Here is a 12,078-nt window from a genome sequence, read left to right as displayed (position 1 = left end):
CCCTGGCCGCCGCGTCACCCACGTCACCCGCGTACATGCAGCCCGAAGCCCGTACGCCCGGCCGGCTCCAGCCCCTCCTTCAGGAGCAGCGAGGGGATCTCGTAATCGCCGAAGTTCTGTCGGCGGAACGCGATCGGCTCGGCCGACTCCAGGGTGAGCAGGCGCTGTTCCCACGCCTCGGCGACGGCCGGGTACTCCTCGGGAGTCATCCGGTCGGCGCCGTACACCACGAACGGCGGCAGCACCTCGATGCCCGGGTAGTAGAGGATCCCGTGGTGGATCGGGAACAGCAGGTCCTCGATGGGGCCGTTGATCCCGCGCGGCGCGTAGTGCGACGCGGGCCCGCCGACCGTCACCGACAGCAGGGCCCGCCGGCCCGCGAGGGTGCCCTCGCCGAAGCGCTCGCCGTACTTGGTGGCACTGTGTTCGCCGACGCCGTACGCGAAGTGGAAGCTGAACACCCGCTCCACCCAGCCCTTGAGGATCGCGGGCATCGAGTACCACCACAGCGGGAACTGGAGGACGAGGGTGTCCGCCCACAGCAGCTTCTCCTGCTCGGCGCGGACGTCCGGGGTGAGCAGCCCGGCGTCGAAGGCCCGGCCGGAGTCGCGGACCACCTGCAGCGGGCTCGACGCGGCGGGTCCGTAGTCCGCGCCGTCCAGGGCGGCCTTCCAGCCCATCGCGTACAGATCGCTCACCCGTACCTCGTGCCCGGCGTTCTCCAGGGTGGACACGGCAAGGTCCTTCAGCGAGCCGTTGAGGGACGTCGGCTCGGGGTGGGCGTGGACGATCAGCGTCTTCACGGGAAGCTCCTTGGGAGGGGTGGGGCGGGAAGGGACCGGGGAGGCCCTGGCCGGTGGATCGGCACCGGCCCGGGCCTGCCGGACGTCCTCGATCCTGGACGGCGCGGCGCCCGGTGTTCAGGGGCGCCGCTTCCATCGGACCGGACTTCCTGGTATCCGCAGGGCCACCCTCACGCCCAACTCCGCCGCCCCAACGGGCGGATACTGGGCGCATGGACGATCTCGCGGGCTTTCTGCGGACCCGGCGCGGCCGGGTCGACCCGGCGTCCGCCGGTATCCCCACCGACAGCCGCCGCCGGGTGGAAGGGCTGCGCCGGGAGGAAGTGGCGCACCTGTCCGGGGTCAGCGTCGACTACTACGTACGTCTGGAGCAGGGCCGCGCGACCCAGCCCTCCGAGCAGGTCCTCGACGCGCTCGCCCGCGTCTTCGGCCTCGACGAGACCGAACGCGACCACCTCCACCGGCTCGCCCGGCAGCCCCGCCGCCGCGCGAAGGCGCCGGGCGGACGGGTCCGGCCGGAGCTGCTGCGCGTTCTCGACCTGATCCCCGAGGCCCCGGCTCTGATCATGGACCACCGGCTCGACGTGATCGCCGGGAACCGGCTCGCCGGGCTTCTCTTCGGCCGGCCGTCGGCAGGCCTCAACACCGCCCGCCATATCTTCCTCGAAGAAGACGAACGCGGTCTCTACGCCGACTGGGAGGCCTGCACCCTCGATGCCGTCGGGCATCTGCGACTGGCCGCCGGAAAGTTCCCCGATGACCCCCGACTGGCCTCACTCATCGGTGAGTTGGCAATGGGCAGCGAGCGCTTCCGCCGTCTGTGGGCCCGCGCGGACGTCCGCGCCCGCACCCACGGCCGCAAGGCGTACCGGCACCCGCTGATCGGATTGCTCGAACTGCACCAGGAGAACTTCGCGCTGCCCGGCGACTCCGGCCTGGAGATGCTGGTGCTGTCGGCGGCCCCGGGCAGCCCGGCGGCGGACGGGCTGCGTCTCCTCGCGGGCCTGGACGCGCCCGAGACCGAGGGCGGCGCTCCCTCTTCGGCGGCCGACGGCGTCCGCGACCGGCGCGGGTCCGGCTTCCCGCCGGGGTAGGACACCCCGGCCCCTCCCCCGGGCCCCCGGGCCCCGGCCCCGGCCCCGGCCTCAGTGGACGACGTCGAAGACCTGCTTCTGGACGCCGTTCGCGTACGCCTCGTGCTCGACCAGCCGCAGCTTCTGCGCGTCCTTGTCCGTGGCGCTGAAGAGGCGCTTGCCCGCGCCGAGCAGCAGGGGGAAGACGAGCAGGTGGTAGCGGTCGATCAGGCCCGCGTCCGACAGCGCCCGGTTCAGGGACGCGCTGCCGTGGACGATGATCGGGCCGCCTTCGGTCCGCTTCAGCTCGGCGACCTCGTCGAGGGACCGCAGGATCGTGGTCTCGCCCCAGTTCGAGACGAGGTCGTCGTCGGTGAGGGTGGTGGAGACGACGTACTTCGGCATCTCCTTGTAGCCGGCGAAGTCCGCCATGTCCGGCCACACGGGGCTGAACGCCTCGTAACTCGTCCGGCCCAGCAGCATCGCCGAGGCCTCCTCCTGCTCCCGTCCCTTGATCTCGAACGCCTCGGGGAGGAACTCGACGTCCTTGAAGGTCCACCCGGAGTTCCGGTAACCGGGCTCGCCGCCGGGGGCCTCGACGACACCGTCGAGCGAGACGAAGGCGGTGGTGATCAGGGTGCGCATCTGGGTTCCTCGTTCCGTGGGGCGGGGTGGGGCGTGGTGCGGTGCGACCGGCGTACGCGGTGGTCTTTTGATCTTTGGACCGTCGTGAGGACAGAAAATCATCGGCCACTGACATCCGCGCCGTATGTGGCCCTGATCGGACGCCCGCCGCCTACGGCCCCTCCCCCTACACCGCGTCCGCCACGAGACGCGCCGCCAGGATCACGATCAGCGTGCTCGACGCCAGCGCCGTGGCGACGCGGCCGCGCGGGCCCGAGAGGGTGCGGCCGAGGAGGGTGCCGCCGGTGGCGAGGAAGAGTTGCCAGGTCGCGGAGGCGGCGAAGGCCGCCAGGACGAAGACGGTGCGGGTCGGCGTGGTGGACGGGGCGGCGGGGCCCGTGGCGAGGACGAGGGCGGCGAAGTAGATCACCGTCATCGGGTTGAGGAGCGTGATGCCCAGGAAGGTGAGGTACGCGCGGAGCGGGCTCGTCGCGCCGGGGCCGGGGGCGATCCGCGGGGCGCCGCGGTAGGTCCGTACGGCTGTCCAGGCTCCCCGGACGGCGAGGGCCACCAGGACCGCCGCCGACACCCACCGCATCGGGGTCATCACCGGGGTGAGCAGCGGGACCAGGGCCGAGCCGCCCGCGACCGCCACGAGGGCGTAGACGCCGTCGGCGGTGGCGACGCCGAGGGGCTGTCCGGTGGATCAGGGTCGGAAAGGCCGGGGCGTCTGGTGCGGTGCATGGCAAGGCGCTGGAGTGTCTTAATAGCGGAGCTATTCAGGCATTTCGGCAACGCGGCCAGGTGCCGTGCCAGGCGTCACGGCCCCGGCCAAGATCCGCCGGACAGCCCCTAAGGCCGCGCCCGCGCCCGTACGCCAGCCGGAACGGGCTGTGAGGGCGACGAGCAGGGCGCCGACCGCGCCGACGGGGATGGCGATGCCGAAGCCGGCGAGCAGGCCGGCCAGTGCCGCCGCGGTCACGCGACGGTGGGGGTCGTTCCCGCCGGGTCGTCGGTGGTCCGCTGCTGTCGGCGGTAGGCCGAGCCGTCGTTCGTACGGGAGAGCTGGCCGCCGGTGATCAGATAGCGGCGCAGGGCCGGGAAGTCGTCGTGCACGGTCTTCAGGGCCTCGTTGACCTCGCGCTCCGTGTAGGCGCGGTCGGTCTCGAAGAGCGTGGCGGCGAGATGGTCGAGCAGCGCGGCGCGGCGGGCGGGCTTGCGCGGGATGGCCTTCAGCCGGCCGTCGGGCGCGAAGAGGTCGGCGGTGGCAGCCGCGGAGGCGGCGGGCGCGGCCGGGCCTGCGGAGGAATCAGCGGGGGAATCGGTGGACATGGGGTCACCCTGAAGTCGAACGGCCCGGCTCCGCAACACAATTACCCCGGCGGCCACCCGGGCGGCAACCACGGCGGCTACCCGGGCGGCGGGACCACCACTTCCACCGCCTCGTCGATCCTCGTCGTGACCGAGGTCAGGCCCGTCTCCTGGAGGATCGGCAGCGTCTTCCGCGCGAACATCCGGTACGCCTCCTCCGAGTCCCAGAAGTCGATCACCCGCCAGCCGCCCGCGCCGTCCGGGCCCGCCGCATGGGCGAGGAAGCCCGGGGTCGGGAACCACGGCGCTCCGGTGATCTTGTCGAAGGTGTGGCGGTAGCCCTCCTCGTCGACGCCGGGGAATTCGAGGGTGACGATCACGGCCATGGTGCGCTCCTGCACTGCGATGCGTTGCCAGGCGTTCGGGACCGATACGGGGTCGGTACGGGGGTCGGAACGGGGTCGGTGCGGGTCGGGGGCAGAGGGGATCAGCGGGGTCCCGGCGCCACCAGCACAGCACCGGCGCCCCCGCCTCGCACCACGGCAGAGCCGAACGGACTACCCCCGCCGCCCTACCTCCCCAGCCCGGACGGAACCCGCTCCGCCACCTCCCCCGCCTTCGACAGCAGCCTCGGCCGGACGCGCACCCCCTCCGGGAAGGGGTGGTCACCCGCCGCGAAGGAGTAATCGTCGTTCCACTCCCCCATTCCGCTCCACGGATACGCCGGCTCGAAGACGACCCGCGCGCCGACGCCGGGGGCGAGGATCTCCCACCGGCCCGCTTCGAAGTCCATCGGGAGCTTCTGGACGACGGTCGCGCCGGGGCCGAGCTCGTGCTCGGCGGACACCCACCCCAACTGGGCCACGATCGAGCGGTGTTCGGTGGCCAGACCCACCACCCGATCGCCGAAGGCTGACGGGTAGACGACATAGGCGAGTTGGGAGGAGTCCGACACGACGTCGGCCAGGGGCCGTTCCGCGCCGGCCGTGCGCCACGCGTACTGCACGGCGTCCTTGAAGGTGACCACGGTGGTGCCGGGCGGGGCGAGTTCGTCGACGCGGGCCCGGAACACCTCCTGGGTGACGACGACCTGGGCGCCGCTGTCCTCGATCACCCGGCGCAGCCGCTCGCCGGAGCGTTCCGGGGAGAGCGGGACGTACGCCCCGCCGGACAGCACCACCCCCCACGTGCCGATCGCCAGTTCGAGCGCGGGTTCGAGGCAGATCCCGACCCGCTGATTGGCGACCACGCCGAGGGTGCGCAGATACGCGGCGAGAACCGCGGCCCCCTCGTGGAGTTCGCGGAAGGTCAGATGGTCGCCGCCGAAGACGACCGCGGTCTCGTCGGGGCGCGACGCCACCTGGGCGCGCAGCATTCGGTCGAGCGTGCCGGGCATGAGGTGTCCTCTCGTGGGGAGGAAGCGTCGAGCCCCGGCCCGTCCGGGGGGAGGTGGACGGACCAGGGCTCGACGCCCCGTCGGGAATCGACGGTCGGGGAAACAGCGGTCGGGAAACGGCGGCGGGGAGACAGCGGACGGCGGAAACGACGGCCGGCGGTCGGCGACCGACAGCCGCCACCGCCAACCACCTGCCCCTCAGCGGTAGATGAGCAGTTCCTGCTCCGTCGCCCCGGTCAGCTCGTACCGGGTACGCACCAGCGGCCGGCCCGAGTAGATACGGATCAGCGTCGCCGCGTCCCCGCTGAAGCGGGCCGGGGGCCGCCCTTCGATGGCGTTGCCGAGCGCCACCTCGCCGGGCCGGTCCGCGAGCGCGCAGACCAGTCGCGGGGTCTCCCGCTTGCGGCTGGTCACCGACAGCAGCGGGAGGGCCAGGTCGAGTGCCTGGCCGCAGTACGCGCCGGGTTCGCCGAACGCCTCCCGTACGTCCCCCGCGTGCACCCACTCCCCGAGGGCGACCGCGTCGAGCCGGCCGTCCTCGCGGGCGGCGATGACCGGTCCGGCCTCGGTCATGCCGCGTTCCAGTTCGTCGAGGACCCGGCCGAGCGGCCAGTCCTCGCGTTCCGCAACGTCGTAGGCGTTGGCTTCGGGCAGGAACACGCCCTCCTCCAGCCGGTCCTCGACGATACGGACGAGCGCCGCCGCGCAGTGGGCGAGCACCTGCCGGGCGGTCCAGCCGGGGCAGGCGGTGCGGTTGGCGTACGCGGACTCGGGCGTACGGCGCAGCAACGGCATCAGCAGGTCGCGTTCCGTCCTCAGCAGACGGTCCGGGAGCCAGGGGTCACGGTCGTGACCGACCTCGTCGTCGGCGACGCCGGGGGCGGCCGGGTCCACGAGGACCCGGAGGCCGGCGGCGTCGGAACAGTCGCTGGGCATCGGATCAGTAGCGGTAGTGGTCCGACTTGTACGGGCCCTCGACCGGAACGCCGATGTAGTCGGCCTGCTCCGGGCGCAGGGTCGTCAGCCGTACCCCGAGGGCGTCGAGGTGCAGGCGGGCGACCTTCTCGTCCAGGTGCTTGGGCAGCGTGTAGACGCCGACCGGGTACTCGGACGTCTTCGTGAAGAGTTCGATCTGGGCCAGGGTCTGGTCCGCGAAGGAGTTCGACATCACGAAGGAGGGGTGGCCGGTGGCGTTGCCGAGGTTCAGGAGCCGGCCCTCGGACAGGACGATGACGACCTTGCCGTCCTCGAAGGTCCAGGTGTGGACCTGCGGCTTGACCTCGTCCTTCACGATCCCGGGGATCCTGGCGAGCCCCGCCATGTCGATCTCGTTGTCGAAGTGGCCGATGTTGCCGACGATCGCCTGGTGCTTCATCCGGGCGATGTCGGACGCCATGATGATGTCCTTGTTGCCCGTGGTGGTGATGAAGATGTCCGCGGTCTCGACCACGTCCTCCAGGGTCGCGACCTGGTAGCCGTCCATCGCCGCCTGGAGCGCGCAGATCGGGTCGATCTCGGTGACGATGACCCGGGCGCCCTGGCCGCGCAGCGACTCCGCGCTTCCCTTGCCGACGTCGCCGTAGCCGCAGACCACGGCGGTCTTGCCGCCGATCAGGACGTCCGTCGCCCGGTTGATGCCGTCGATGAGGGAGTGGCGGCAACCGTACTTGTTGTCGAACTTCGACTTCGTCACGGCGTCGTTCACGTTGATCGCGGGGAAGAGCAGCGCCCCGTCGCGGTGCATCTCGTACAGACGGTGGACACCGGTGGTGGTCTCCTCCGTCACGCCGCGGATGCCGTCGGCGATCTTCGCCCAGTCGAGGCCGGTGTCGCGCAGCAGCTCCAGGATGACCCGGAACTCGTCGTTGTCGGCGGTGGCCGGGTCGGGCACGGCGCCCGCCTTCTGGTATTCCACACCCTTGTGGACAAGGAGGGTGGCGTCACCGCCGTCGTCCAGGATCATGTTGGGGCCGTCGGCGTCGGGCCAGGTCAGCGCCTGCTCCGTACACCACCAGTACTCCTCCAGGGTCTCGCCCTTCCAGGCGAAGACCGGGATGCCGGCGGCGGCGATCGCGGCGGCGGCGTGGTCCTGGGTCGAGTAGATGTTGCAGGAGACCCAGCGGACCTCGGCGCCGAGCGCCACCAGCGTCTCGATCAGGACGGCGGTCTGCACGGTCATGTGCAGCGAGCCGGTGATCCGGGCGCCCGCCAGCGGCTGACGCTCGGCGTACTCCCGGCGGATCGACATCAGGCCGGGCATCTCGTGCTCGGCGAGCGTGATCTCCTTGCGGCCGAACGCGGCCAGGGAGATGTCGGCGACCTTGTAGTCGGTGAACGCCGTGTCAGACATGGACGAAGCTCCTTGACGCTTGTGACGCTTGAGACGTTTGGACGGTGCGGTGGATTTCGAGGGCCGCGGTGGACTTGTTGAGGGTGATGTAGTGCAGGCCGGGCGCGCCCTCGGCGAGGAGCCTCAGGCTCATCCGGGTCGCGTGGTCGACGCCGACGCGGTACGCGGTGTCCGGGTCGTCCTTCGCCGCCTCCAGGCGATGCGCCAGGTCCTCGGGGAAGGCGGCGTCGGAGAGTTCGGCGAAGCGCCGGATCTGCCGTACGTCGGTGGCCGGCATGATCTCCGGGATGATCGGGGTGTCGCAGCCGGCCGCGGCGACCCGGTCGCGCAGCCGGAGGTAGTCCTCCGGGTCGAAGAACATCTGGGTGATCGCGTAGTCCGCCCCGGCCCGGCACTTGGCGACGAAGTGCCGGATGTCGCTCTCCCAGTCGGGCGAGCGGGGATGCCGTTCCGGGAAGGCCGCCACGCCGATCCGGAAGTCTCCCAACGACCTTACGAGTTCCACGAGTTCGTAGGCGTACGTGAAGCCGTCCGGGTGCGGGTGCCACGCGCCGCGCGGGTCGCCCGGCGGATCGCCGCGCAGGATCAGCACATCGCGGATCCCGGCATCCGCGTACCGGCCGATGATCGCCCGCAGTTCGGTGACCGTGTGGCCGACGGCGGTCAGATGGGCGACCGGCCGCAGGGTGGTCTCGGCGCCGATCCGCTCGGTGATGGAGACGGTACGGTCGCGCGAGGAGCCGCCCGCGCCGTACGTCACGGAGACGAAGTCCGGCGCGAGGGCCTCCACCCGCCGGATGGCGTTCCACAGGGCCCGCTCGCCCTTGTCGGTCTTCGGCGGGAAGAACTCGAAGGAGAAGGTGGGGCGTTCGGCCGAGGGGAGCGGAATCCCCGACCTTGAGCCGGGGGCAGGGCCGGAGCCGGGGCCGAAGCCGGGGCCGGGACCAGGTCCTTGGGTCATCGTCGTCCTCCCGCGTTGAAGTAACTCGCCTCCGGGTGATGGACGATGAGCGCGTCCGTGGACTGTTCGGGGTGCAGCTGGAACTCCTCCGACAGCTCGACCCCGATCCGCTCGGGCCGCAGCAGCGCGGCGATCTTCGCGCGGTCCTCCAGGTCCGGGCAGGCGGGGTAGCCGAGCGAGTAGCGGCAGCCCTGGTACTCGGTGCGCAGCATCCCGTCGAGGCCGGCCGGATCGGCGCCCGCGATACCCCACTCGGAGCGGACCCGGGCGTGCCAGTACTCGGCCAGGGCCTCGGCCAACTGCACGGACAGACCGTGGAGTTCGAGGTAGTTACGGTAGGAGTCGGCGGCGAACAGCTTCGCCGTCTCCTCCCCGATCCGCGAGCCGACCGTCACGACCTGCATGGCCAGGACGTCGATCTCGTCGGAGTCCTCGTGCCGGAAGAAGTCGGACAGACAAAGGCGGCGGCCCCGCTGTTGGCGGGGGAAGGAGAAGCGGGTCCGCTCGCCTCCGTCCTCGTCCAGGACGATCAGCACGTCGCCCTTGGACACACAGGGGAAGTAGCCGTAGACCACGGCCGCTTCGAGAAGCCGGTCGGTCTGCAACCGGTCCAGCCAGCCGCGCAGCCTCGGCCGGCCCTCCGACTCGATCAGCTCCTTGTCCTTCAGCCCCCACTGGCCCTTGAACAGGGCGTTCTCGTCGAGCCAGGGCGCGTAGTCGACCAGCGGGATGCCCTTGACGACCTTGGTGCCGAGGAACGGCGGTTCGGGTACGGGCAGATCGGTGGCCACGTCGCTGCGTCCGGCCGGCTCCGGCTCCCGTACGTCCAGCAGGGCCGCGACCGGGTCGGTCGCCGAGGTCTCGGACCGCTCGGGGAGCCGGGGGACCCGTCGCTGCTTCAGCTCGGGGAGTACGGCTCCGGGGACGCCCCGCTTCACCGCCATGAGCGCGTCCATCAGCCGCAGGCCCTCGAAGGCGTCGCGGGCGTAGCGGACCTCGCCCTGGTAGATCTCGTGGAGGTCCTGCTCGACGTACGCCCTGGTCAGCGCGGCACCACCGAGGATCACCGGGAAGTCGGCGGCCATCCCCCGGCCGTTCAGCTCCTCCAGGTTCTCCTTCATGATCACGGTGGACTTCACCAGGAGACCGGACATGCCGATCACATCGGCCCGGTGCTCCTCGGCCGCCTGGAGGATCGCCGAGACCGGCTGCTTGATGCCGATGTTCACGACGTTGTAGCCGTTGTTGGACAGGATGATGTCGACGAGGTTCTTGCCGATGTCGTGGACGTCACCGCGCACCGTGGCCAGGACGATCGTCCCCTTGCCGGCCGCGTCCGCCTTCTCCATGTGCGGCTCCAGATAGGCCACCGCGGTCTTCATGACCTCGGCGGACTGGAGCACGAACGGCAGCTGCATCTTTCCGGATCCGAAGAGTTCGCCGACCGTCTTCATGCCGTCGAGCAGCGTCTCGTTGACGATGTCGAGCGCGGGCCGGGAGGTCAGGGCCTCGTCGAGATCGGTCTCCAGGCCGTTCTTCTCGCCGTCGATGATCCGCCGCTTCAGCCGCTCTTCCAACGGCAGCGCCAGCAACTCTTCCGCCTTGCCGGCCTTCAGCGACTTCGTCGTCGCGCCCTCGAAGAGTTCGAGGAGCCGCTGGAGCGGGTCGTAGGCCGGCTCGTCCCCCTGCTGGGGCCGCCTCCGGTCGTAGATCAGATCGAGCGCGACCTCGACCTGTTCCGGCTCCAGCCGGGCGATCGGCAGGATCTTCGACGCGTGCACGATCGCCGAGTCCAGGCCCGCCTTGACGCACTCGTCCAGGAAGACCGAGTTGAGCACGAGTCGCGCGGCCGGGTTGAGCCCGAAGGAGATGTTGGACAGGCCGAGGGTGGTCTGGACGTCGGGGTGGCGCCGCTTGAGCTCCCGGATCGCCTCGATCGTGGCGATGCCGTCCTTCCGCGACTCCTCCTGCCCGGTGCAGATCGTGAAGGTCAGGGTGTCGATGAGGATGTCCGACTCACGGATCCCCCAGTTGCCGGTCAGATCCGCGATCAGCCGCTCGGCGATGGCGACCTTGTGCTCGACGGTGCGGGCCTGGCCCTCCTCGTCGATGGTCAGCGCCATCAGCGCGGCACCGTGCTCCCGCGCCAGTCCCGCGACCCGGGCGAACCGCGACTCCGGCCCGTCCCCGTCCTCGTAGTTGACGGAGTTGACGACCGCCCGGCCGCCCAGCTTCTCCAGGCCGGCCCGCAGCACCGGAACCTCGGTGGAGTCCAGCACGATCGGAAGCGTGGAGGCGGTCGCGAAGCGACCCGCCAACTCCTCCATGTCGGCGACGCCGTCCCGCCCGACGTAGTCCACGCACAGATCGAGCATGTGCGCGCCCTCGCGGATCTGGTCCCGGGCCATCTCCACACAGTCGTCCCAGCGGCCTTCCAGCATGGCCTCGCGGAACTTCTTCGACCCGTTGGCGTTGGTCCGCTCGCCGATCGCGAGGTACGAGGTGTCCTGCCGGAACGGCACGTGGCCGTACAGCGACGAAGCGCCCGGCTCCGCCACCGGCGTCCGGTCCGGCACCTCGGCGCCCCGGACCCGCTCGACGACCCGGCCGAGGTGCTCGGGAGTCGTACCGCAGCAGCCGCCGACCAGCGCGGCGCCGAAGTCGCGGACGAACCCCTCGTGCGCGTCGGCCAGTTGGGCGGGCGCCAGCGGATAGTGGGCGCCGTCCTTCGTCAGCACCGGCAGACCCGCGTTCGGCATCACCGACAGCGGAACCCGCGCGTGCCGCGCCAGATAGCGCAGGTGCTCGCTCATCTCGGCGGGCCCGGTGGCGCAGTTGAGGCCGATCATGTCGATGCCGAGGGGTTCGAGCGCCGTCAGGGCCGCGCCGATCTCGGAACCGAGCAGCATCGTGCCGGTCGTCTCCACCGTCACCTGCACGATCAGCGGCAGGTCCAGGCCGAGGGAGTCCAGGGCCCGGCGGGCACCGACGACCGCCGCCTTCGTCTGGAGCAGATCCTGCGAGGTCTCCACGAGCAGGGCGTCCGCCCCGCCCGTCAGCAGCCCCTCCGCGTTGCTCCGGTACGCGTCCCGCAGCGGCTCGTACGTCACATGCCCGAGCGTCGGCAGCTTGGTGCCCGGCCCCATCGAGCCGAGGACCCAGCGCGGCCGGCCGTCCTTCGCCGTGTACGCGTCGGCGGCCTCGCGGGCGATCCGCGCCCCGGCCTCGCTCAGCTCCCCCACCCGGTGCTCGACGCCGTATTCGGCGAGCGCGGCCAGGTTGGCGCCGAACGTGTTGGTCTCGACGCAGTCCACACCCACCGCGAAGTACGCGTCGTGGACCGAGCGCACGATGTCCGGCCGGGTGAGGTTGAGGATCTCGTTGCAGCCCTCGAGTTCCATGAAGTCGTCGAGGGTCGGGTCGGCGGCCTGGAGCATGGTGCCCATCGCTCCGTCGGCCACCAGGACCCGGGTACCGATCTCGTCCCGCATCGGACGTCTGCCCCGCGCGCGTACGGACTTCCCGTCACCGCCCGGCCCATGCCCGCCCTGCTCCTGACC

At 71.2% G+C, this 12,078-nt stretch carries 10 protein-coding genes and 1 pseudogene; 1 reads left to right on the top strand and 10 read right to left on the bottom strand.

What is annotated here, in order from left to right; genetic code table 11:
* Positions 1-23 precede the first annotated feature (23 nt).
* Positions 24-803, bottom strand: a complete 780-nt coding sequence (locus ACGFRB_RS00920; protein ID WP_393237258.1) for an NAD(P)H-dependent oxidoreductase — start codon at positions 801-803, stop codon at positions 24-26.
* Positions 804-1,015: 212 nt separating this feature from the next.
* On the opposite strand from ACGFRB_RS00920, the gene ACGFRB_RS00915 reads away from it, so the two are divergent.
* Positions 1,016-1,897, top strand: a complete 882-nt coding sequence (locus tag ACGFRB_RS00915) for a helix-turn-helix transcriptional regulator (RefSeq protein ID WP_393237255.1) — start codon at positions 1,016-1,018, stop codon at positions 1,895-1,897.
* A 51-nt stretch (positions 1,898-1,948) separates the two neighbouring features.
* Here ACGFRB_RS00915 and ACGFRB_RS00910 read toward each other — a convergent pair whose 3' ends face one another.
* The 9 genes and pseudogenes from ACGFRB_RS00910 to metH form a co-directional block, all read right to left on the bottom strand.
* Positions 1,949-2,521 (bottom strand): dihydrofolate reductase family protein, encoded by a 573-nt coding sequence (locus ACGFRB_RS00910; protein WP_393237253.1) that lies wholly within the window; start codon positions 2,519-2,521, stop codon positions 1,949-1,951.
* 166 nt (positions 2,522-2,687) lie between these two features.
* A pseudogene (locus ACGFRB_RS00905) lies at positions 2,688-3,482 on the bottom strand (LysE/ArgO family amino acid transporter).
* Positions 3,479-3,832 (bottom strand): DUF2087 domain-containing protein, encoded by a 354-nt coding sequence (locus ACGFRB_RS00900; RefSeq protein ID WP_393237250.1) that lies wholly within the window; start codon positions 3,830-3,832, stop codon positions 3,479-3,481. Before ACGFRB_RS00900 ends, ACGFRB_RS00905 begins: the two are co-directional and overlap by 4 nt.
* A gap of 77 nt (positions 3,833-3,909) precedes the next feature.
* Positions 3,910-4,197 (bottom strand): hypothetical protein, encoded by a 288-nt coding sequence (locus tag ACGFRB_RS00895; protein ID WP_363002119.1) that lies wholly within the window; start codon positions 4,195-4,197, stop codon positions 3,910-3,912.
* A 185-nt stretch (positions 4,198-4,382) separates the two neighbouring features.
* Entirely contained in the window at positions 4,383-5,207 is an 825-nt protein-coding gene (locus ACGFRB_RS00890; RefSeq protein ID WP_393237247.1) for an AMP-binding protein, read from the bottom strand.
* Positions 5,208-5,405: 198 nt separating this feature from the next.
* Positions 5,406-6,143: a maleylpyruvate isomerase family mycothiol-dependent enzyme gene (locus ACGFRB_RS00885; protein WP_363002115.1), complete on the bottom strand. Its 738-nt coding sequence runs from the start codon at positions 6,141-6,143 to the stop codon at positions 5,406-5,408.
* A gap of 4 nt (positions 6,144-6,147) precedes the next feature.
* A complete protein-coding gene (gene ahcY / locus ACGFRB_RS00880; protein WP_393237244.1) occupies positions 6,148-7,557 on the bottom strand; it encodes an adenosylhomocysteinase in 1,410 nt (469 codons plus the stop codon).
* A complete protein-coding gene (gene metF, locus ACGFRB_RS00875) occupies positions 7,550-8,518 on the bottom strand; it encodes a methylenetetrahydrofolate reductase [NAD(P)H] (protein WP_393237241.1) in 969 nt (322 codons plus the stop codon). Before metF ends, ahcY begins: the two co-directional genes overlap by 8 nt.
* Entirely contained in the window at positions 8,515-12,009 is a 3,495-nt protein-coding gene (gene metH / locus ACGFRB_RS00870; RefSeq protein ID WP_393238182.1) for a methionine synthase, read from the bottom strand. The genes metF and metH overlap by 4 nt, the downstream gene beginning before the upstream one ends.
* Between the last annotated feature and the right edge of the window lie 69 nt (positions 12,010-12,078).

The organism is Streptomyces sp. NPDC048718, from assembly GCF_043198875.1.
Lineage (GTDB): Bacteria > Actinomycetota > Actinomycetes > Streptomycetales > Streptomycetaceae > Streptomyces.
Note: the sequence above shows the minus strand (reverse complement) of the source record. Positions and strands in the feature narration are given on the sequence as shown.